Annotated in this window: 9 protein-coding genes; all 9 read right to left on the reverse strand. The window is 63.7% G+C overall.

The features are described from left to right. Positions 1–86 precede the first annotated feature (86 nt). On the reverse strand, positions 87–13,235 hold the full coding sequence (locus tag ISS97_RS17775) for a filamentous haemagglutinin family protein (RefSeq protein WP_379983258.1): 13,149 nt from the start codon (positions 13,233–13,235) through the stop codon (positions 87–89). A 364-nt stretch (positions 13,236–13,599) separates the two neighbouring features. Further along, positions 13,600–14,007 (reverse strand): hypothetical protein, encoded by a 408-nt coding sequence (locus tag ISS97_RS17780; protein WP_379983257.1) that lies wholly within the window; start codon positions 14,005–14,007, stop codon positions 13,600–13,602. Next, entirely contained in the window at positions 14,004–14,630 is a 627-nt protein-coding gene (locus tag ISS97_RS17785) for a hypothetical protein (protein ID WP_379983256.1), read from the reverse strand. The genes ISS97_RS17780 and ISS97_RS17785 overlap by 4 nt, the downstream gene beginning before the upstream one ends. Positions 14,631–14,912: 282 nt before the next feature. Further along, positions 14,913–16,667, reverse strand: coding sequence for a putative porin (locus tag ISS97_RS17790; protein WP_379983255.1), 1,755 nt, complete (start codon positions 16,665–16,667; stop codon positions 14,913–14,915). A gap of 151 nt (positions 16,668–16,818) precedes the next feature. After that, on the reverse strand, positions 16,819–17,493 hold the full coding sequence (locus tag ISS97_RS17795; protein WP_379983254.1) for an energy transducer TonB family protein: 675 nt from the start codon (positions 17,491–17,493) through the stop codon (positions 16,819–16,821). A 17-nt stretch (positions 17,494–17,510) separates the two neighbouring features. Beyond that, positions 17,511–17,918: an ExbD/TolR family protein gene (locus tag ISS97_RS17800; RefSeq protein WP_090451753.1), complete on the reverse strand. Its 408-nt coding sequence runs from the start codon at positions 17,916–17,918 to the stop codon at positions 17,511–17,513. Between the two features lie 13 nt (positions 17,919–17,931). Then, entirely contained in the window at positions 17,932–19,737 is a 1,806-nt protein-coding gene (locus tag ISS97_RS17805; RefSeq protein ID WP_379983253.1) for a DUF2341 domain-containing protein, read from the reverse strand. A 62-nt stretch (positions 19,738–19,799) separates the two neighbouring features. Then, positions 19,800–21,404, reverse strand: a complete 1,605-nt coding sequence (locus ISS97_RS17810) for a ShlB/FhaC/HecB family hemolysin secretion/activation protein (RefSeq protein WP_379983252.1) — start codon at positions 21,402–21,404, stop codon at positions 19,800–19,802. A gap of 1,023 nt (positions 21,405–22,427) precedes the next feature. Beyond that, positions 22,428–23,426, reverse strand: a complete 999-nt coding sequence (locus ISS97_RS17815; RefSeq protein WP_379983251.1) for a FecR family protein — start codon at positions 23,424–23,426, stop codon at positions 22,428–22,430. Positions 23,427–23,526: the final 100 nt, after the last annotated feature.

Here is a 23,526-nt window from a genome sequence, read left to right on the forward strand (position 1 = left end):
TCATTCGATTTTTAAATAATGCATCCATTTGGACTGCGACACACGCCGGCAAAATCGCGTGATAGCACCGGAGTCCACCGCTCCGCTTATTCCGTCAATCGTTTGCTCTCCTCCGGTGTCAGCAGACTTCTGGCTCGTGTGCTCAGGGCACCGCCACCAAAAACCTGCACCGGACTGTTCGGGTCGTAGCGTTTGCGCACATCCTTGTCGCCAATGCTGCTGGTGTTGTCGCCGAAGCCCAGCACTTGCACCGAAATAATCGACGGCTGCTTGCTGCGCGCATCGTCCTGCTGCTGGCGTGCCATATCTTCTGCCGCCTTGGTGACGGCGCTTGCTGCCGCGTTCGCCGCATTCAGCGCACCCACATTCACCGACTGCGCGATCGGCACGCCGATCTTTTCACCCTGCACCTGGATGTTGTCGGCGTTGGCAACCTGTGCCGCCGCAACAATCAGATTGCCGGCGACGCGAATGCCCGCGTCGCCGGCATCCACCGTGCCACGCGGGGCGATCAAGTAGACACTGCCTGCCGGTGCGCCTGGCACGGTCTGCAGCGTAGCGATACCCGCGCCGCTGACCTGACCGCGCGCATCGATGCGGCACCATGCGTCGATGGTGCAGAGATAGGTCGGCGGCGGAATCTCCGCCGTGGTCTTGGCGCCCTGGCCGGCATTGATGTCACCGTTGGAACTCCACATCACCAGATCGCCGCCTTGCTCGGTGAAGATGCGGCTCTGCGCGAGCAGGACACTACGATCAGTGAACATGTTGACGCTGCCCTGCTCCAGGGTCAGCACACCCATGCTGTTGGGACCGGCAACGACCCTGCCGCTGCTGTCGGTGATGACGGGCGGCGCCGAAGCACTACCAAGCAAGGCCTGACCACCTGGGCCGAGGATTGTGATGTTGCCGCCCTGCTGCGTCTGGATGGTGGTGCTGCGGATATCCAGATCGCCCGTGTCGACTGTTCGTGCAGCGCCATTAAGGCCGCCCTGTCCACTGCCGTTGGCGGTATAGCCGAACGATGCCGGGAACAACGTGTCGATGGCTGCGTAACCACGCGCGTATTGGCCGTGATACTGGCTGGCCGCATCGTTGTAGTCGGCACCGACCGCAGCGAGAATTTTGAACAGTGATTCCGAGACAAACTGGCGCTGCACGTAATCAGGCTGCTGATCGAACAGCTGCCGCGCCTGCTGCGGAGTGAGATTCACTGTCAGCCTGTCCTGCGCATAACCGGTGTCGACCACCTGTCCGGCCATGCGTCGATTCATGAAGGCAACCAGTTCCGGCATCAGGCTATCCACGCCCGCGGTGCTGCCATCCACATAGCGGGCCATGAAGTCGCCGGTCGCCATACCAGGCCCCACGCCATACAACACGCTGATGTCGGCACTGACATGCGGCAGGTATGGATTGAATAGATTGCCCACGCTGTCGATACCGGTATTCGCGGCGTTTCCGGTGCGGAATACTGAGGAGTTGTTTGCCACCTCGGTCTCATTCGTGAGCGGACCGATATTGCGCCCCGCCTCGACCAGGAAGCTCCCAGGCCCACCAAGCAGAAGTGCGGGTGCCAATCCATAGGCGCCCGGATCTTTGAGGCCGAAACCCCATCCTGGGGTCGTGGAGATCGCCGTGTCATAGATATCGCGACCGGCGGCTACCCGCGTGACATCCGCATCGCGCAGATGCTGCCCCACCAGAGACAGATTGACGATGTCCCGACCCGCCTGGATCTGCGCCTGCTTCGAAGGAATCAGTTGCAGCTGGCGATACTGGAATCCATTCGGCGCATCGATGCCGTTGACGATGTCGCCTTGCAGCGCATAGATCTTTACCGGTTGGGTATCGTTGCGATGCAAAGGATTCTGTGAATGCAGCAGGGCACTGGTTCCGCCGCTGAGGTAGCCGAATGCCCAGTAATCGCCAAGAGCATTGCTGCCACCAGCATCACCGGTTGGCTGTAGCGCTGACGGAAGTAATCCGGGAGACGCATCGATCAAGCCAAAGGCATTGGACTGAGAATTACCTCGCGTACCCATCGTATACACGAGCTGGCTGAAATTAACGTTGTCCGCTGCCAGCAGAGTCAGATTGCCCGTCGCTGAGGGGTAGAGCGCACCAGCGCCACGGATATCCAGACTTCCAGACAAGGCCTGCAAGTTGAGCGTCGCCGGCAAAATGGCACCGGGATTCATCACGGTAGACGAACTGCCGTAACTGAACATCAAGCCCGGCGTACTGAGGCTGTCCAGATCGACATCCCCCAGCGTCGCGGTAACGTTAAGCGACGACGCAGCGCCGTAACTCTGCGAGTCAAAATGCTCCGCCGGTAGCGCGGCATTGATCGGATCGCTGCCCGAAGCGCCGGAACCGCCATTCAGATAGGAAGGGTTGTACACCCCGCCGATATCCGCGCCGCGCTGTGCATGCACATCCCACTGCGCATCCTGCAAAGCCAGCAATGTGGACACTGGAGTGGCGATGCCGCCATAGATGATGTTGGTGGGAGGCGCGGTGTAGCTGAAGCCGGCAGCGATCGCCCCGTCCGCCAGCATCGTTCCCTTGCCTTTCCCCACGAAGTAGGCACCACTGAGAATGTCGCCCCCCGCATGCACGTCGAGATTGCCGCCACCGAAAGTGGTGACGCTGGTGCCATCCGCGTTCGCCCGCCATGTCGTAGGCAGCGAAACCGATAGTTGACTGATGTTGCCACCAGCGTTGATGGCAACATTGCCGCCTACGCTCATCACGCCCTGGCCAAAATTGGCGAAATTGATCGAAGACGCGCTGCCGTCCGCGGCATTGGCGGTCTGCATCCACGGCCACCAGTACTGTGAAATATCCGTACCCGGCTTGCTCTTGGTCACGTTACCGGTGGCGTCGATCACCTGCTGGATGGCGTTGATATTGCCTCGCGCCATCAGGCTCAGGTCGCCGCCGTGCTCAGGATTCACTTGTCCCGTGCTCAGCATGTAAGGAAGCGCGGCGTCCGCGCTGCTGATCCAGTTGGGCCGGACCACCGAAACCTGCGCATCCGTACTCGTCCCCGCGGCGGGCATACCGGCGGTGTAGATCACCGCCGGCGCACTGGCATCGAGCCAATCGATATCGCCTCCGGTAGCGACATCGATGGAACCACTGCCCGTACGCACGGTGGTCGGCAACAACAAGGTTTTGCCGTTGAAGGGACTCTTGGCATAGATGTCGGGAGCGGTCAGCGTGCTGACTGTCGCGAAGTGGCCATCGAGTTGAACATTACCGCCACCGGTATGCGTCGCCATCGGGTCGACGCTGCCAAGCTGGGCACCCGCCACGAGTCGATACGACGCACTCGAACCGCCGAGCAAGGTGGCAGAGGCAAGTGATGCCGGACTGCCCAGTGTCGGCATGTTCGACGGGCTGTTATTGGCCACGCTGGCTGGCACATAGATCGTAGTGGGCTTGCCGCCGCCCGTTGGTGCGGCCGGGTTGGAGAGCGGTGCGAACGGTGCGTAGAACAGCTGGCTTCCGGCCGTTGCGTTGCCCACCTTCGAGGATACGTAAACGTAGTAGGCCGCGTGGCCCGCGATATAAGAAGAGTAGTCCGTGGTGTATTGCGTGTAATCCGTTGCCAGCGGCAACAGCAGTGGCGATGGCGTGGTGTTGCGCTTGCTTACCGGGTTGACGGCGAAATTGCTGGTCAACCAGGCCTGATACGCGACTACGTAATCGCTGTACTTGCCATAGGCTGCAGGCTGAGGCGCTACCAGGGCAGTCGGACTATAGGCCAGGAAGCCCGTGCTCTGACGCAATCTGAAAGTATTGGCCCAGGCCTGTTTGGTGCCGTCGCCGACTTCACCGATGTAGGCCTCGTAGTTGACGTAGTAGTTGTCCGACTGCCCTTGGAGCGGCGCCTGTAACGCCTTGTAGTACGGGTCGCTGGCGATGCTTATCGTGCCGCCGCCGGGCGTATAGCCTTGTGCCGCGGAACCTGCTTTCAAGTTAATGGTGCCGTTCCACAGACTGTTTGCGTCCAGGTACTGCTGCGAACTGCGGTAAGCCGTCAGTGCCTGATCGTAAGCAGGGTTGCTCTTGTTCGGATTGGCCCCCGGCGCGAACGGCGCATAGAACAGCTGACTGCCTGCTGTTGCATTGCCCACCTTCGAGGACACGTAAACGTAGTAGGCGGTGTGACCAGCGATATAGGAAGCGTAATCGGTGGTGTATTGCGTGTAGTCCGTCGCCAGCGGCAGCAGCAGCGGCGACGGCGTGGTGTTGCGCTTGCTCACCGGATTGACGGCGAAGTTGCCGGTCAACCAGCTCTGATACGCCGTCACGTAGTCGCCGTACTTGCCATAGGCTGCAGGCTGAGGCGCCACCAAGGCAGTCGGACTGTAGGCCAGGAAACCGGTGCTCTGACGTAACCTGAAAGTATTCGCCCAAGCCAGCTTGGTACCGTCGCCGATCTCACCGATATAGGCTTGATAGTTGAGATAGTAATTGGCGGATTGATCGGAAAGCGGTGCCTGCAAGGACTGGTAGTACGGATCGCTGGCGATGCTTACCGTACCGCCACCGGGCGTGTAACCCTGCGCTGCGGAACCGGCTTTCAAATTGATTGTGCCGTTCCACAGATGGTTTGCATCCAGGTACTGCTGCGACACCGTATATGCCGCCAGCGCTGCCGCATAACCATTGTCGGAAGGCGGCGGAAGTGCCGGATTCGCCAATGCGGCGCCATTATTCTGCTGATAGAACCCATCCGTGATACTGGCCTGGATATCCAGATCACCAGCCGCGCGCACGGTCAGCACCGGCGCCATGCCCAGGTAGCGATAGGCCAGCGCGATACTGCCGTCGCTCTGCGTCGTGCCGGCGCCGAGATTCCAGTTGGTCAGCACGGAAATCTTGCCGTGCTGCGCACCGTCTGACGGGTTGTTCAGCTCGATGCCCGGTCGCAACTGCAGATTGGCGATACCGGCATAACGACTACCGAAGCTGTAGCCCGGCTGCTGCACATAGCGCATCAGCGTGCCCGGCCCCTTGCTCGCATCGCCGCCAAGATAGCCATAGAAACCGGCGTGATCGCCGTTGACCTTGTCGGGAATGAAGAAGTTGTTCTGCAGGTACTGCTTCAACTGATCCGCAGTAGCTGGCGCGGCGAGGATCTTGCCGCTCGCATCGGCCCAGGTCCCGGCCACCATGCCCGCGTTGCCGCTGGCATCAAGCTGATACCAACCCGCCGGATCGATCACACCGTCGAAATGCTTGGCGGGATCGGCCTGCGTGTCCTTGCTGCTCCAGATCGCGTAAGGCTCCACCGTCACTACGCGGGCACCCTTGATCGACGCGCCGCCGCCATCCACCGCGATGTGCACATCGCCGTCGCTCAACAGTGGCGCACGCAGGCTGACCGATCCGCCGGAGAAAGCATCCGATGACCCGCCCGACACATCGATGCGCGCATTCGCACCAAGATGGATGAAACCCGAATCCTCAGGACGGATCTCCTGATAGCCGTAGCTCGGATTGAGGTTGCCATCCGGCGTGCTGCTGGTAGCGATCACCACGTCACCGCCCCGCTGCGCCGGAATATCGCTGGTGGCGATCAGGCTGCCTTCGACGTCCACGCCCTTGTTGCCGTACAGCGCAATACGGCTTCCCGAATGGCCAGCCGCGTCGATGGTGCCACCAATCACTACGTGACCGCCGCTAGCATCACTCGCTATTCCACCGCTTGCATTCAAATACACCTGCTGCGCTTTGAGCGTGTGTCCGACCGACAAGTTGAGATCGCCGGTGCCGCTGCTGACCTGGAACAAACCCGTCGCACCCGCAGCAGTCGCAATGTCGACGGTCCGGTCGAGATCGACGGCACCGCCGCTACCCAGAATGAAATAACCGCCGCGATAACCATCCTTGGCCTGACCAAGCAACGTGCCCGAAAGCAGCACATTCGTCCCGGCCTGAATGGAAAGACTGCCTGCATCACCGCCTGCGCCGGCGCCGGAGAAATCCAGCGTCGAGCCCGGGGCGAGATTGACCGCGCCTTGATCCACACTCAGCGAGAGCGCGCCGCCCGGCGCATAGGTGGTGGTGTCGAAGAAGGTTTTGTTGATACCGCCGACGGTAAGCTTGCTGCCGCTGGCGATAGTCAGATCGCCATGCGTGGCTTCGATATCGAGATTGCCAGCCGGCGCGGCGACTGTCGTCGCGAGATTGACCGTACCACCCTTAAGGCTCAGCGCGCCGCCCATCACACCCGTTGGCACCGCTCCACCTGAGCCGGTGATATTCAGTGCACCGGTAGTGCTCAACTGCGTGTCGGCCGCGTTGTCGGCCAGCAGCCAGGGTGTCGTGAGATTGACGTCCAGACTGCCAAAGTCGAAATGCCCGGCACCCTGCCCCTTCATACCCTGACCGGCGGTGGCGGAAAAACCGCCAAAGCCGCGCAGACCGGTATTGCCCGCGCCGAAATCCAGTTCGTTGGCATGGATGGTGAGCTGTCCGCCGCCCGTAGCGAACGACTGCGTGAGCGCGCCGAAATCATTGGAAAGGCCGAGCTTGCCGGCCTCCAGGCTGACCGCACCGCCATCGCTGGTGAACGTGCCTGCGCTGAGATTCAAATCGTGCGCAAGATCCACATTCACATTGCCAAGGAAATCGATGTTGCCGCGACTTCGCAAGCTGACGCTCTGCGCGTTGCGCAGCAGATTCAGCGTGTCCTTGCCGATGACGAAACCGCCCGCACCACTCGGCGCCGACACACCGTCGCCGAGGAAGGTGATCTGGTTACTGTTGGCATCGATGGCCTGCGCGGACAGCGCCGCTGTGGGATCGGCTGTGGTGGCACCGGTCGCATCCAGCGTCAGCGCGCTGCCGCCGTCGACGCGTGCTCCGGCACCGATGCTGAGCGCGCCGTTGCCGGACACGCTGTTACGTACGATATTCGCCGCACCATTCTGCGACACACGCAACAGTGCGCCGTCACCACTGACGGCGGCAATGGGTTTGCCGTTGGCGTCGGTGCTGGCAGCGGCACCGAAATTCAGCGCCACGCTACTCTGGCCGGAACCCTGCCCCGCTGCCTGAAGCACGCTGCCCTGCTCCAGCAGAACACCTTGCGCGCCGGGATGGCCACTGCCGTTCGCCACCAGCAGAATTTCGGGGCCCCGCAAGGGATGGGCGGCATCGTTGGACAGCACCACGCTGTCGGCGACGGCGCTGACCTGATAGCCGTGGCTACTGGCCTGCCGCGAGCCGCCGATCAACAGGCTGCCCGCGCCCAACGCATCGAGGCCATCGGCGGTAAGACTGAGGTAGCCATCACGCGCGGCTTCATTGGCGCCGACGATCTGGATCGCCTGCGCGCCGATATCCACCAGCGAACCGCGGCCACCGGTTGCCGGATTGGCGATCAGTGTCGCGCCAAGATCGAGCGTACGCCCCGCGGCCAGAGCCAGCCGGCCGGCGTCCGCCACCGAAGGCGGCGCGACGTTGCCGGCTTTGGCGGCCAGTGCCGCGAAGAAGGTGTCCGCATCGGTAAGACGGTACTGCGAATACTGCTGCCATACCGGGCCGGACTGCAGCAGGAAGGTGGTGTTGCGCGCATCCCGCGCACCGCTCAACGCATCGGCGAAATAGCCTGCCACGCTGAGCGTGCCGTCTGCCTGCGTCGCGCTGCGGCCAAGCACACTATCTCGCGCGCTGGTGTCCTGCACGACGCGATATGCACCCGGCAAGGTCGCGTACTTCGCCGGCAACAAGGTGTAGTAGCCGGCCGCAAGACCTGGTGCGCCCGACAGGTATACCGACTGACCTACCGCTGGCCCGGCGCCTGCGCCGTTCTCCAGTGCGGCATCGTGCGGCGCCAACGGAGCGTGATAGCCCGGCAGGATCGCGTAGATGGCGCGACCATCCGCGTACTGCGGTACCTGTACGCCAGCCGTGTTGTTTTCGTAGCTGATGGATTGCTGCGCCAGTACGTCGCGCGTGCCGCCCACGCCAGTCACCCATTCGGACGCCTGTAGATGGCCGCCGCCCGACAGGTCGATGCCCGCGCCAGCGTCCAATGCCAGGGCATCGCCGTTCAACGCGATCTGTTTGGAGGGTGCGGCGGTAAGGTCCGGCGAATCGGCAACGGGGTTGCCCTTGTAGCGCCACTGCACACCATCGATGGTGGAACCGAACGGCACGGTCTGGCCGTCCAGCGATACCGAGGTGAGACTGCCCGGCGCCAGATGCAAGGACTGCGTGACCGCCAACGGATATAGCGTGGGATCGATACCGAACGCCGTGGACTGTGCCGTCGGATCGGTCACACCGAGCATCAAGTTGCCCGAGGGCACGCGTATCGTGCCCTGTTGTTCGATGTGGTTGGCGCTGATCAGCAAGGCACCGCCCGCCGACAATGGCGCAGTGCTGTTGCCGTTCGGCAGCACTGTCACCGTGGTGGACAGTGGCTGCCCCGATGCATCCTTCAACCCCGAGCCGTTCGCGTCGATCACAAAGTGATAGTCGGTGGCCGGATAGAGTTGCGCCGCCTTGAATTGCAGATTGCCGGTGCTGAACAACAGGCCAGCGCGTTCGGTGTTGCCATTGTAGGCGATGGTCGACGGCGCGACGAAACGGATGTCGCCACTCGATGTGAAGTTCGCGTTTGCCCAGCGCTGGAGATTGAGCTGGCCGCCGAGATCGATGAAGTCCGCATTCACCTGCAGCGCGCCGTCACCCGACATCGGCATCGGCGCTGCGGTGGAGATGGCGCTTCCAGACAGATTCACGTAGGGCGCATCGATGCGCACGCTGGCGTTACCGGTGGCGTATCCCGCACCAGGTGCTGTGGCGCTGCCGCTGCCCTGGGGCAGCGCCCGATAGGCACTGGCATTGGCCATGAAGGCGCGTCCCAGCGACAGTCGCACATCACCGGCGAATGCCAGCGGTACGACGCTGGGATAAATGGCGCCAGGACTGCCCGCAGGGTCTGGCCCGATGACCATGGTGCTGATACCCGAACCGCCGAGACGGTCCACCGCGAAATGCAGCACGCCAGACGGCGCGCCGCTCTCGACCTTGGTGCCTGGCATGAGACCGGACGGCAGCAGAGCCCCCGACTGCTGCAGAAGGACACCCGTCGCGTCAGGCGCATTCTGCTGTCCCGACGGATGAGTCAATCCCGTGATGCTGAGGCTGCCGCCCTGCGCCTGCGTTGCGCCACCCTGCGCCTGCAGTTGCGCATCCATGTACAGGCCCGCTGCCGCCGAAAACGCGATGCTTCCGGCATCGCTCCATACTGGTGTGGCGAGATAGCTGACTGCCGTACCGAGTCCGTTACCGTTTGCGCCCGGCAGATCGAAGCGATCCGACGCACCGGAGACATCAATGCGGCTGCCCTGCTCAGCCAGTACGTAACCACCAAAACCAGTGAGCGAGACATTGCCACCGGCAAGCACTACACCCGTGCGCGGAACGATCTGGCCCACGGGCACGCCGGCGGTGCCGTTGCTGGATACGGCACCGGCCCAAGGATCGATCAGGGAGGTGCCGGACGCATCCAGCGACGCTGAAGCGCCGAGCCAGATCTGCGGCGTCAACGCCGGCAAACCAGCGCGACGATTCAACTGCTGGGTCGAAATCGCGATATCACCGCCCGGCGCACTGACCGCACCCAGGATGGTGGTGGCTTGCGTACCGGCCAGCGCGACATGTGCACCGGCATCGGCAAGGATGGCTGCGCCTTCACCCAGGCTTACCGAACCGGCGACCCCAGCATAGGTTGGTGCGCCTTTCGACGGATCCAGCGGAATGACACTCCAGTCCAGGTACTGCCCGGCTGTCAGCGAGAGACCGGGGCCATGACCGCTCGCCGTGTTGCGCGTGACGTAGCGATGATAGGGATCGAGCGCACCGATGGTGGCGTAGACGCCCTGCGGGTGGCCGGCATCGCTCGCATACAGATCGCTGCCGGTCGGCGCGACGAGCAAGGCTTGATAGTTCGGCAGCCAATTGCCGCGCGTCACCTGCACCTGTGCGCCGGGCGCGATGATCGCGTCGGTGATCGCGGTCAGCGCGTAATTATCGAAGCCCTGCCCGGCGAAGAAACCCGGAGCCAGATATAAGCCATTGGCCAGCGGCATCGCGCTGGCGTCGCCGCCGATCTGTATCAGTGGCGCCTGCATGGTCAGCGTGCCGCCGCCACTGAAGCCGTACCCACGCAGACTGCCATCCAACTCGATGGAGCCACTGTCGAGCGCGTTGGGTGGAACCGCCGTTCCGTATCCTCCGGCGTAAGTGCTCAGGCTGATATCGCCACCATGGCCGTCTGGCACACCATGACTGAGTTGCAAACGGTTGTCGGGGCCGACATAGCCGCCGCCCGACACATCCAGCACGCTACCCGGCTTCAGCAAGATCGAACCGGTGCCATCAACCGTCCCACCGCTGGGTGCAACGGCAGCCTGCGTAACAAGACTGATACTGCCGCCATTGATATAGCGACCGCCGATCAACGCATCGGCGCCGCGACCCGCATCATTCACCCAGAGACCGCGCGTGCTCAGCGTCGCTCCGCTGCCGATGGTGATATCGGCGCGCAAGGGACTGCCATCCGGCGCCTCCAGAGATGGCGTAGCGGACACGGGAGCGGTCGTGGTCATGGCGATCGAGCCGGCTGGCGCGCTGATATCGCCGAGCACGGTGACGCGATTCGCCTTCATCGCAATGCTGCCGCCGGGCCGCACGCCAAGCGATGTGCCTGCCTGCTCCAGGATCTGCCCACCGCTGGCACTTGGCGTCAGATCCAGGTTCAGCGCACTGAAACCGGCGTGGTCGATCATGCTGGCTGACACCGGCAGCCAATAGCGCAAGTCGGCATCGCTAGCGGTATCCGTCGCCGGTGAGGCGAGCGCCGTATCCCAAGACGTCGTGGCACCGAATGTCGGCACCAGGGCATCGAGAACCAACGCCGACTGCTGCAACAGAATGCCCGGCGAATACAGAGTGTTCTTCGGGTCCGCCGCCGAGGGCAGCACGCTCAGGTCGAAGGTGCCGCCCGCGGGCTGCTTGCCCTGCCCCACCTGATTGCGTCCGGCGAATGCCTGCGCGGTGATATCGCCATCCAGTACCAGCGCGTGCCCGGCCTGTACCTTTAACTCGCCCGCATCGCCGCCGACGACGAAACCCTGGTCCCAGCGGCGCGCTCCGGCCAGCAGCGGATTGTTGTAGGTCTGGGTGATCCCCCAACGGCTGTGGTCCAGCGTGTATTGCCCCGCGAAGCCGACGTACGTCATGTTCGGATCGGCGTCGGTGATGTTGTAGATGCGTCCGTTTGCGCCCAGCAGATTGGGGGTCTCCACCCAGCCCGGCTGATAGGCGAGGAAGCCGCCATCCAGGTTGAGCTGGGCACCACTGCGCACCATCACCTCGGGAGCAGCCAGCGAGATGGTGCCGCCCTTGGTCAGCATCTGGCTGATGTCGCGCGGCACGTTCTCCACATAGCCAGCGACGTTGAGGATGGGGCTGCCCACCCAGTCGAGACCGTCTGCGCGCGTGCCGCTCTGCGAGCTGTCGACCGCGATGTTTTTCTGCGTGTAGAGAAAACTATTGCGCAGCAGTGGCGAGTTGGCCAGTTCGTTCTGGCCGATACGCGCCACATTGACCAGCAGCGCGGACATCGGCAGCGCCACATTGGCGAGACCGGAGACGTCGAGGATGGCACCATCATCCACGTAGACACGGCCCGCGTTGACGCGGGCATCCTTGGCGTTGTCGACCTGCGCGACAATCGACAGTGACGCCCCGGGCGCTTCCAGCAGAGAGCCTGACTGGAACGTCACCGAACTGCCGCTCAACGATAGGTTGCTGCCCTTGAATGCCGCATCGGCCGCCGCGCCGGACGACGTTGTAGTCCCATCCTTTTCGGGCAAAACCGTGGTGACCGACCCTGCGCCAAGTACGAGGCTGCCGCTGCGGAAATAGGAGTTCGACCCGTCGCTGTTGAAGGTGGCCGCGTCCCGCGCATTGAGTTCGACGCTGCCCGGATGGCTGATGCTGGTCGAGGCCACGACTACGCCACTCTGTGTGATGTCGTAACCCAGCATGTGTATCTCGCCGCGCCGCGACTGGACCAGTCCGGTGTTGCTGGCAAGTCCTTGCGGATCGGAGGCCGGCGAGATGTTGGCCACTTTCAATGCTGCTCCGGCATTGCTGCCCGCTGCATTGGCGAATTTGGAGCCCGCCGCAAGGACGGCCTGTCCATCGTCAGCAATGATTGAACCCGCATTGGAAACATTCGGCGCGGCGATCAAGGCAAAGCCCTGCGCGCCAGTAGTGATCGACGCGCCCTTCTCGATCACCACATCATGCTTGCGGCCATCAGTGAAGGCGCCGTCGACGAGTAGGCCGACATCTTTCGCCGCCTGACTCGAAATCCCCCCGCTCATGAAACTCGTGTTGCTGCTCGCCACATCGCCACTGAACAAATTCAGCGAACTTGCCAGCAGCGAATGCGTATTCACCTGGCTGCCCGCACCAAACAGAATGCCGTTGCGATTCAGCAGGTACACCGTGCCTTCGGCCTTGATCTGGCCGAGGATCTGGCTGGGCGAGCCGGACGGATCCTGGATGCGGTTGAGCGCGATCCAGTCGTTGGCGCCGCTCGACTGATTGCCGCCGCTCTGGTTGAAGTACAGCGTGGTGTTGCGGCCGACGTTGAAGCTGTCCCAGGTCATGATCGCCTTGGCGGCGGTCTGCTTCACCTCGACCGTGGTCTTGCCTGCGGCGGCGGTCTGTACCGGCGCGTTGGCGTTCTGCCATAGCAAGGGATTGCTGGCGAGACCGGCGGCGACTTGTAGTCCGCCCGCGGCGAGCCCATCCGGTACCGGCGAACTCAATTGCTGTGCGGCTTTCTGCGCCGACTGCTGCGCACTCAGTTGGGCAGCCACGGCTTGCGCAGCGTTGTTGAGATTGGCGATGGATTGCTGCACTACGCGCTGTTGCAGCAATTGTCCCGAGGTCTGCGCCGCAAGCCCGGTGGGTACCGGTGTGGTGACGTTACCCGCAGCCGGGGCACCGACTTGTCCGCGCTGGCCGGCCAGCCAGGCCTGGCTCAGCGGCGGCGGGTTGCCTGCGTGAGCCTGCATCGCCGCGCCCATCGCCAGCGCCGCGGCGATCCATTGGGCCAGCGGCCTGCGCCCCAGTGCGCCGCGCGGTGTTGCCTTGACTGCCTCGACGGACTTGAGCGGCTTGATCACGAGACCCTCATCTCATTCATTCGTTGTGAAACACGCGACTCACGCATGCGTGAGCGCTGTTGCAAAGGCGCAGCTTCTCGGAAGTAAAGACATCCGTTTCGCGACGCGACTGAACTGTTGTCACTAAAACTTCATGCAACTTGTTCGCTCTCCTGCATGGAGAAGAGGAGCAGAAGCCCGCGAAAACGCGCCCCCTCCCCTGCGTGCAGCAGGGGAGGGTTGGGGTGGGGTCAAGCCCTTCACCGTGTAACGCCACCTCAAGGGCTTACCCCCTCCCGGCCTCCCCCTGCGAGCAGGGGGAGGAGCACGGCATCGGCGCACTGCCGAAGTGACATCGAATCGTCATGTGCAATCGCGCGCACCCTCAATGCCCGGCAGATGGATGCAGCAAAGGCACCGATGGATACGTCGGCGATGGCCATTGCGGAAATACTGACTTGCCGAGGTTGTTACCCATGCGGTGACTCAGCGCGGAGAAGTTGTATTGGCCGACCTGCCGATTGGAAGGTTCGAGCGCGACCGCGTCGATCGCAGGCGCTTTCGCCATCGGGTTCGCTGTGTCGCCAGGCGCAAGCGCACGGCTGAGACAATCGAAAGCAAGCACCGAGCGCTGGTTGATGCTTACCTCGACGCAGCTCGGTGGCGCTGTCGCCATCGGTTCGCCCGCCACCGCATCGATTGGCGGCAACGCTCCGACGCCCAGCACCATCAGCCATCGCCACGGCGTCCGCACGCCACGCGTGACGGAGAACACCGTGGCGACGGCGCTCATGGCTGCTTGCCCTTGGCCGCGCCGGGGACATAACGCTGTTCGTAGAGCCGGTCGCCATAACCCTGCGCCGCGTTCTCCAGCTTGACCCTGGCTGCCGCCGCGAACGGCTGCCGCGCGGACAGCACCGTGCCCATGTCCATGTGCGCATAGGCGTCCAGAATTTCCTGGCCCACCTTGTACAACTGCTGGTTGCGGGAGCCGCAGGTGTTCAGCTCGCTCTTTGCATCGGCGAGCTCGATGGTGAGCGTGCTTTCACGCGCCTGCTGCGTTTGCAGCTTTGCCGCGACGTCGGTGCCTGAGCGTTGCGCCTGTTGTAACGCTTCTTCGGCGCGCTGGCGCGCGTTGCGCTCAGCGGCGAGTTCGGAACCGCCACCCGCCGCGGAGGCGCGCAGCTTGCTCAGCTCTGCCTGCGCCTGCGCCAGTTCCTTACGGGCCTGGTCACGCTCGTTCTGTATCCCCTGCTTCTGTGCGTTCCACGCGGCCTGCTCGCTCTGCAGATCCTGTAGCTGGCCACGCGCTTCGCGCAGTTGGGTGCGCAATTGCTCCTCCAGGCTTTGGGCCTGTGCCGGCCCCGCCGAAAACCACACCGCCAGAACGACGGCCACACCAAGCATGCGTTTCATGAAAGGCGTCTCCGTGGAGCCTGCTTATGACTTCCCCGTAGCCTGCGCCGGGATCTGTTTGCGCGCAGAACAAGGAAGAACGAAGGAGTGCACGTCCGTGCACGACTGAGTGATGACGCGGGACTGCGGGCAAACAGACCCGGCCCGGAGGGTTGCTGTTGAGTGGCCGCCACGCGGCAGCGCGCGGCTTGACCTGGCAACCAGCCAGGCGCTGCGCCACGCGCTACCACCTGACAGCCACTCAACAGCAACGCAGGCCACGGGGAAGTCATAAGCAGGCTCCTAAAACTTGCTGTTGATTTCGAGCTGCAGCACGTCGATGGACAGCGGCGGGCCGAATACCTGCTTGGCATTGAAGTAACGCGCCGACAGCCAGGTACGCTGGGCGATGCCGTAATCGGCGCTGATGATGAAGCCCTTGGCGTTGGTGCCGCCGAGGTGGAAGTTCGGATCGGTCAGGCCATCCAGTACCGCGTCGGGCTGCAGGTACTTGTAGCCGAAGGTGACGTTCCAGTCGTTCGCCTTCATCGGGTTTGGATTGCCCAGGATGCCGCGTGCCAGCCAGCCAACCGGGCCGCTCTTGTATGGGCCGGTAGTGGTCGGCGAGTCGCCGTTCTCGTAGTTGTTCACCGGCTGCCCCAGGCCGTTGGGATAGCGCTTGAACGCATCGCGCGCGTGATACGCCATGTTGCGCACGTAGTCGGCCTGCAGGCGCACCGGCGTCTCGCCGATCTTGAAATCGAACTGGTTGGTCAGGTTGAGCAGGTGGTAGTCGTAAGCGAGGCCGACGAACTGCGGCTGCGCGTAATTACCCGGCGAAGACGGATCGGGCACGATGTTGCGCAACAGGAACACGCTGTTGCCCTTCTGCATGAACGTCGGCGCGGTATCGTCGGTGCTGCAGAAATTGATGCCGGTGTACAGCGCGCACGGCTGCGACAGCTGGCCGCGCATGCTGTCGTAGTAGTAATAGGCCAGCGCGGCGGTCCACTGCATGTCCTCGTCGAACTTCCAGCTCGCGCCCACCTGCGCCGCCGACAGCCAGCGCTGGCTGTCGCGGTTCTTCTGGTAGCCGAAGCCCTGCGACGGCGCATCGTTGCCGGTGTACTGGATCGGGAACAGGCCGGCGGTGGCGAAGCCGTTGAGGCCATCGGCCAGCGGCAGTTCGGCCTGGCCGGCGATGCCGTCGAAGTTGAGCTCCGGCGAATAGATCAGGTCGGTGACAAAGAACGGATTGGCCATGCGGCCGGCAGTCAGCGAACCCCAGGCCACCGGCTGCCACCGCACCCATGCGCGATCCAGCCACAGGTTCTTCTTGACCAGTCCGCCGCCCAGCGCCTGCGTGGTGGACACCGGGTTGTTGTCATTGCCCGAACCGATACGAATGCCGGCGGTGATGGTGTCACCGAGCTTCACCGACATGCCGATATGCGCCTGCAACGACAGTGTATTGGTGCGGTTCTGTTGCGAATTCAGGATCGGCGGATTCACGCCCTGGGTGATCTTGTTGATATCGAACGGGCCGTTGCGGTTCAGCGCGGCATAGTCGATGAAGTACGGCGAGTTGTTGCGGCTGAAATAGCGCGACTCGTCGCGCACGCGCAGATCGCCGGACCAGCTGATGCGGTCCAGCCACTCCGGCAGCGCGTCGGGCTGCGCCCAGTGCTCGGTACGCGCCTGCGCGATCACTTCCTGCTTGACCTGCTCACGGATCTCGTTGCGCACGCTCTGCGGCACGTAAGGCACGCGCACATCGCCGGGCTGCGCGCCATCGGCGACAGCAGCTACGGCGGTCGATGCCTTGCGCGCCTGCGCGGCTTCGGCGTTCGCTTCGGCGATCAGCCCGTCCGCATCGCCCTGCGTGATCAGCCCCTTCTTCACCATCAGGCGGATCAGGTTGATGGTGGCATTGGGCGAAGGCGCTGCGTCCTGTGCCATCGCCGCGCTGCCGGCACCGGCCAGCAGCAGGCCGACAGCCAGGCACAGCGCGCGCCGTCGTAGCTGGCGGTGCGAGCGGATGACGTAGGTGGACTTCATGATGTTCTCCAAAAAGGTGCGATGCCGTTGAGGACGCTGTAGGAGCGCACCCTGTGCGCGATCGGCCCGCGAGGGCCGCGGTGTTGATATGAGCCCTGCGTCGCAGGGCGGTCGCCCACAGGGTGGGCTCCTACAGGGTGAGGTCTGGGGTTCATACCGGTCGGCGCCCCCGTATGGCGGCGCGTACGGGCATGCGCAGGCTCGGCGGTGGCGGCGTGTCGATGCTCAGTTGTTGCAGCACTTCCACCAGCGCTTTGTCGGTGCTATCCACGCCGCTGGGGGCGACCAGCTCGACGCGCGTGATGCGTCCGCTGGCGTCGATCCACAGGTTGGCTTTCACGTCGAAGGAAAGGCGCCGCGTGCGCTCGTCGCGCTGGATCGCCTGCTGTAACGCATAGCCGAGGTATTGCTCGTACGAGGAACCGCCGACGCCGGTGCCACCACCGCTGCCGACCATGCCGCCGCCGTCGCCCGCGCCGATGTTGAAGGAGTCGTTGCCGGCCTGCGCCGGGCCATTGATGCTCACCTGTTTCGCCACATCCGGCGCCTGCTTCGGCGCTTCGATCGGCTTGGCCGGTTCGTTGGGCTTGGGCAGCACCTGTTTTTCTTCCTCGACCTTCTTCGGTTCCGGCGGCTTTTCCTTCGGCGGCGGCGGTGGTGGCGGCAACGGCGTGATGGTGGCGATGCGTGGCGCTTCGCGGCGCACGCCCACCTGATGGCTGGCGAGTTTCCACACCAGCCCCAGTACGGCGAGGATCACGGCGGCCAGCATCAGGCGCCCGCGCCATCGCCGCCACCCGCCCCCGGTCTGCCCGGATGCATTCATCGCAGGTCTCCGCACCGTCAGCCGCCCGGCTGCTTGCCGGTGACGAGACCGACTTGCGACAGGTCGAGCCGGCGCAGCAGATCGAGAATGTCGACCACCTTCTGGTACTGCACGCCGGCGTCGCCTTTCACGATGATCGGGAAGTCCGGCGTCACCGCTTTCTGCGTGCGCAGGCGCGCCTCCAGTTCACCCAGCGTGACTGGAAAGGCATCCAGGAAAATCTGCCCGCTTTCCGACACGGTGATTGCCTTGGTCTGCGGCTTGGCCAGGCTCACTGACGCGCTGGCCTTGGGCAGGTTCACCTTCACGCCCTGCACCGAGGCGGTGGTCATGATGATGAAGATCACCAGCAGCACGTACGCCAGATCCAGCATTGGCGTGATGTTGATGTCGTCGTAGGGCTTGTCGTCGTCTTGGACTTGCATGGCCGCGGGCTCCTTACGGACCGACCGTGCTCTGGTCGGCCTCCCGGTGCAGTTCGGCCAGGCGCGTGACGAACTCATCCACGAACACCTGCATGTTCGCGGTGACTGCCTTGTTGCGCGTCAGCAGATAGTTGTAGCCAAACAGCGCGGGGATCGCGACGAACAGGCCGGCCACGGTGGCTAGCAGCGCGGCGGCGATGCCCGGCGCGATGGCGTTGACGTTGACGTCGCCGGCCGCGGCGATGGCCGCGAAGGTGATCATCACGCCCACCACGGTGCCGAGCAGGCCGAGGAACGGGCCGCCGGAGATGGCGATGGTCAGCATCACCATCGAGCGAGAGAGTTTCTGGTTCTCGCGCACCAGGGTGGAATCCATCACCGCGCGGATCGCTTCGATCGACTCGGAGGCGATGACCACATGGCCGTCCTTGTTGCGGCGGCGCCAGACTTCCTTCTTGCCGGTTTCGTACAAGCGGAAGAGCGAGGAGTCAGCCAGCTCGACCTTGGTGGCCGGCGTTTCTTCAGCAAGACCGAGCAGGTTGCTGCCAAGGTCGCGGAAGCGATCGAGGAAGCGCTCGTTGGCCGAGCTCACCGCGCCGACGTAGCGCGCCTTGTTCCACATCACTACCCAGGAGATCAGCGCCATCACCAGCAGGATGCCGATCACCACCCAGGCATCGGCCGTGACCGATTTGACGATGATGCCGAAGTAGCCGAAGCCGAAACCGGATTTCTTTTCGTCCTCGCCGTACTGCACCAGCTTGGATTCCGCGCCTTGCGACAGCGCGTCGACCGCCAGCACGGTGGCCGGGCGCGCCACGCGGGAAATGCGCAGCTCATCCATGTCGCCGATGAAGTTCGCGAGCGTCGCGCCCTGCCCGTCGGCGGCTGGCGCTTCACCGCCTACCGTCGCCGCATCGGTCAAGGCCGGCACGGTGGCCGCCAGGGTCGCATAGGGCTGGCCATTGACGTAAAGCACGGTCTTGCTGCTGTCGGCGGTGACTGCCACATGCGTCCACTGGCCGGCCTTGAGCGGCTCGCCGGCCGGGCTGCGCTGCGCCTGCTCGCCGTCGATCTCCACGAACGGCGCGCCATTGGCCAGACCGATCAGCAGACCTTTGCCATCCTGTCTGCGCGCATACAGCGCGGTCGGTGCGGTGGGCAGCGCGTCCACCTTGATCCAGGCGCTGAAGCTGAAGTTGCCGCCCGCGGCAAGGTTCAACGAAGCTGCCGCCGGCAGCGTCAGCATCGCGCTGCCGTCGAAGCGCGCCGCCTTGCCGACGATGCCGCCATCCACCGGGCGCAGCTGGCCCTTGGTCGCGTTGTTGCCGTAGGCCGTAGTGTCCTTCGGCAAGGCACCGGCGGCGTCATCGAAGTGATAGACCAGGGTGTAGTCAGCGTCGAATGTCGCCGCACCGCTGCTCTGCGCGGGTGCTTTGGCGTTGCCGTAGTACATCCATACGGTCTGCTGGCCGTTGGCCGGCAGGTCGGTGGTGTCCAGCCAGATCTGGCCGACGCCCATCACCGGGTCGAAACTTTCCACTTCGTAGTTGAGTGGCGTCTTGCCGTCGGCGGCGATAAAGCGGATATCCGCGCCGCTCTTCGCCACGCCATCGAACTGGAAGTTGCCTGGATGCAGGCGGATCAACAGTGGCACGCGGCCCGGCGCCTGTGCCATGCCGGCACCCTTGGGGCTGGTATCCAGCGTGATGGCCTTGCGGTAGGACCAGTCGTCGTTCCACCACGCGGCATCCGCCGCCATGGCCGGGCGCGCCAGCCACGACAGGCATAGCAAACACGCGAGCATCAGATAACGCATTGTCATTGCACCCCTATGCGACAGAATTCGTTGGCGATGGCTTTTGTCCGCGATGGCGTTCATCACAGACTGGCCTTCACGTTGAAGAGCAGGCGGCCGTCGTGCGCCTTGGTGCGCGCGCCGTCCTTGAGCGGATAGGCGTACTCCAGCTCGCCGTTGATGTAACGGAACAACACGAAGCGCGTACCCACGCCGGTGCTGAGCAAGGTGAAGCGGCCGCGCTGATCCGGCAGCGGATCGATCAACAGCACGCGCGAACCATCGACGAAGAAATGAAAGCGCCAGTCGCTCACCGCATCGCCGATCCATGAGGCGATGGACGGACTGCGCAATTCCACCGAACCGATGGCACCGTTGTCGCCGGTGTCTTCCGCCGACAGATAGCCGCGCACGCTGCTGGCGCCGCCAGCGGCGAACTGTTCGCTGGAGATCAGCGGCGAATCGGCGAGCTGGCCGCTGGCACGGAACGCCAGCGAGTAGTCGCCCTGGAATACGCGCGTGTAATTGAAATCAGCACGCAAATACGCAAAGTTCTGGCGCGCATTGAAGCGCTGGTTGTCGAACGCGTTGCGATCGCTGCCCAGGCCGCGCCAACCGAAGTTGCCGGCCAGCGTGAAGCCGGTCGACGACTTCTCCCCTATCCGCTGCCCGTTGTAAGTGATGGAGGCCGGGAAGTAGGTAATCGGCACCTTCGAACTCTGGCTGCCGATACTGATGTTCTGGTCGAAATGCTTGCGGCTCACGCCGAACGACAGCGACTGGCTATAACTGCCCAGCGTCGGCAGCAGCCGCGTGGCCTGCAGGCTGACCGCGTTGCCCTTGCCCAGTACCGTGGTGCCGCCCAGTGTGTTGGCGTTGCTGTTGGACTTGTAGCCGGAACCCAGCAGGCTCCATCCGTCGCCCATCGGCGCCAGATAGGAAAGTGCATAGACCTCGGCGGCCTTGCGATCCTGCGGCGCGACGATATAGGTGGCCGAGATGGCGTGACCGAGCTGCCACAGGTTGTCGTAGCGGACATTGCCGATAGTGCGCAGTACGGGCGTGTCCGCGCTGTGGTCGTTGTTGACCTCCACGCTACCGTGCAGCGGATAGGTGTCGTCGACCTTGAGGGTCACGTCCATGGTCTGCGGCAAGGTGCCCGGCTTGAGCAGCGGCACCACCTGCTGGCCCGGCTGGCGATTGACCGCCGTGAGCTGCTCCTGCGCCTTGGTGAAGTTGGGCACCGCACCTTCGGCCAGCGCCGGCACAGCATCGCGGATCGCCTGCGGCGAGTGATACCTGGCACCTTCCACGCGCACGCGGCCGATGCTGTTCTCCGTCACCTGCAGCAACAGCACACCACCCTTCACCTGCTGCGGCGGCACTTCCACCACGACCGATTGATAGCCTTTGGCCTGATAGATCTTCTGTATGGCGTCGCGCGCGGCATGCACGTCATCGAGGCTGCGGCCCGGACCGAGGAACGGCTCCACTGCCTGCTCGATGTCCACCGCCTCAAGCAAGGTATTGCCGCGCACGAGGTATTCGTTGACGTCGAAGCGTGCGGGCGGCTCGCTGGGTGCGGCGCCCGCCTGTTGCGCGTGACCGGCAACCTGCCACGCCAGCGCCATCGCGATCAGCCACGCCAGCGGCCGCCGGGCCGCATCGCGCGCCGTCCTGGCGCTCATAGGCGTTCCCCGCTCGCGACACACCGGCTGGCCGCTCCGTACTGCATGGGAGCCAAAGCTATAGCGCGCCGGATAACCAAACCGCGACAGACACATGTCCGATCCAAGGCCGGCGCCGCCGTGTCGTGCATGCCCTCGCCCACCGGCCATCTGGACGGCCAAACCACACCATGATCTATCACGCGACCACCATCCCCCGAGGGCCGCGCGCCGACGGCCTCTCTCCGTTTCAAGATCGCGCCCGCCGGGTTTTACCCGACGAACGCCAAGAATGAGAGTGGGCATCCCAGCCCGTGGATCACATCCATGCCGAAATAGACGGCATGCCGCGCGAGGGACTGAACCGAGTCACGAAAATTTCATGTCAGCCTGTGTTTCAGGATGTTTTCCGGCATTCCTGACATCGAATCGTCATGAATTCAGTCAGGTGAAGTGGATGCGAAGCGCGGGGCGCGCCCAACGTTTGGGTATCGCGACTGGTCACTTATGCAACGCGCGACAATCGCTGAGTTATTGCGACCTGGCCGCTTATGCAGCGGGCATGTCGGACGCCTGCCGGCGCCCGAGTCACTTTCTCTTTGCTGACCCAAAGAGAAAGTAACCAAAGAGAAATGGTCGGGAAGAGCGCGGTGTGCTTTGTAGCTACGCCTTTTCCAGTGCCAGACCTCGGGTCTGCTCTTTCTCCCTCCCCTGCTTGCAGGGGAGGGTTGGGGAGGGGTGAGTACTTGAGAAAGCGTCTCGGGAGAGGTTATCGCAAGGGCTTACCCCCTCCCGACCTCCCCCTGCGAGCAGGGGGAGGAGCAAAAAGAGAAGCTATCCAGATGTCTGGCACTAGAGGAGGCGGAGCTACAGAGCTCGTCGCCTGCTCTCAGGCCATTTCTCTTTGGTTACTTTCTCTTTGGGCCAACAAAGAGAAAGTGACCCGGCTCGCGGCAGCGAGACGGAACGCCCGCTGCGTAAGCGGCCAGGTCGCGAAAGCGCAACGATTCTCGCAAACACAACTCGCGCACCGAGAAAACGACCTCAGCTCAGCAACACAATGCCACCCGGCAAAGTAGTGACATGAGCACCGAAGGCGTCATGAATCAGCGTAGCCGCATCAGCAAGCTGATTCAGCGTAAAACGCGCATGGACCTTGCGCGCACCCAGCGCGTCATTGGTGAGGATGATCTTCCCCGGCCGGTAGCGATTGATCTCCACCACCACCGACGACAGCGGCTGGTTGTCGAACACCAAAACACGACGACGCCAAGCCATCGCCGTATCGATATCGGCCGGTGCGGGCGCGGCCATGCCGCGCTGGCCATAAAGCGCACGCTGCGCGGTACCGATCGACTCCGTGCGCCCCTGGTATTCCAGGCGCACGGTGCCGTTGAGCCCGGTCACTTCGACGTCGCTATCTAGGCAGCGCACATTGCACTGCGAACCGGAGAGCGCCATCACCTGACCCTTTGAAGCGTAGACGGTGAATGGCTCGCTGGCGCCATCGAGTGTCTGCAGCTGGATCTCGCCGGTGAGCAGTTCAATGCCCACGGGCCGACCGCCGGCATACTTCACATTGATCGCCGTCTGCGTATTCATCTCGACCACGACACCCGGCGCCACCTGTACCTGACGCTGCTCGCCGGTCGCGGTGCGGAAGTCGGCCATCATGTCGCCGACACCTGGCCACAACCGCATGGGCGGACGCAGCAACAAGAACGCGGCCGATGCGGCCACCGCGCCGCCAAGGAAGGCGCGGCGGCTCATGCGGCGCGGGTCGCGCTGCAGCTCATCGGTCTTGATCTGCTCACGTTGTGACAGCGCACGCGCAGCGGTGCCCAGGTTGTCCCACAGCAAACGGGTCTCGGCGAAGGCCCGTGCGTGTGCCGCGCTTTGCCCGCACCAGTGGCGGAACGCCTGCGCGTCGGCGGGGGTGGCCCGGCCGGAGGTCAGCCGCAACAGCCAGTCGCGCGCCTCGCGGTGAAGCGCCGAGCTGTGGCCGGTGATGGCGTTAAGGCAGCGCTGATCAGGTATCGCCATCGTCATGATGCCTGGAAGGCGCGCAGGCGCCGTCGTGTGGCGCAGGGAAGACTGGCCGTCTTGGCAAGCCACGCGGCGGCGCCTGCGCGCCTTCCAGGCA

Origin of the sequence: Dyella koreensis (assembly GCF_044904565.1) — a bacterium.
Lineage (GTDB): Bacteria > Pseudomonadota > Gammaproteobacteria > Xanthomonadales > Rhodanobacteraceae > Dyella_D > Dyella_D koreensis.

Coding starts and splice junctions, on each gene's coding strand:
- ISS97_RS17815 (WP_379983251.1), bottom strand. CDS start 23,426: ATGGCGATACCTGATCAGCGCTGCCTTAACGCCATCACCGGCCACAGC.
- ISS97_RS17810 (WP_379983252.1), bottom strand. CDS start 21,404: ATGAGCGCCAGGACGGCGCGCGATGCGGCCCGGCGGCCGCTGGCGTGG.
- ISS97_RS17790 (WP_379983255.1), bottom strand. CDS start 16,667: ATGAAGTCCACCTACGTCATCCGCTCGCACCGCCAGCTACGACGGCGC.
- ISS97_RS17795 (WP_379983254.1), bottom strand. CDS start 17,493: ATGAATGCATCCGGGCAGACCGGGGGCGGGTGGCGGCGATGGCGCGGG.
- ISS97_RS17780 (WP_379983257.1), bottom strand. CDS start 14,007: ATGAGCGCCGTCGCCACGGTGTTCTCCGTCACGCGTGGCGTGCGGACG.
- ISS97_RS17800 (WP_090451753.1), bottom strand. CDS start 17,918: ATGCAAGTCCAAGACGACGACAAGCCCTACGACGACATCAACATCACG.
- ISS97_RS17805 (WP_379983253.1), bottom strand. CDS start 19,737: ATGCGTTATCTGATGCTCGCGTGTTTGCTATGCCTGTCGTGGCTGGCG.
- ISS97_RS17785 (WP_379983256.1), bottom strand. CDS start 14,630: ATGAAACGCATGCTTGGTGTGGCCGTCGTTCTGGCGGTGTGGTTTTCG.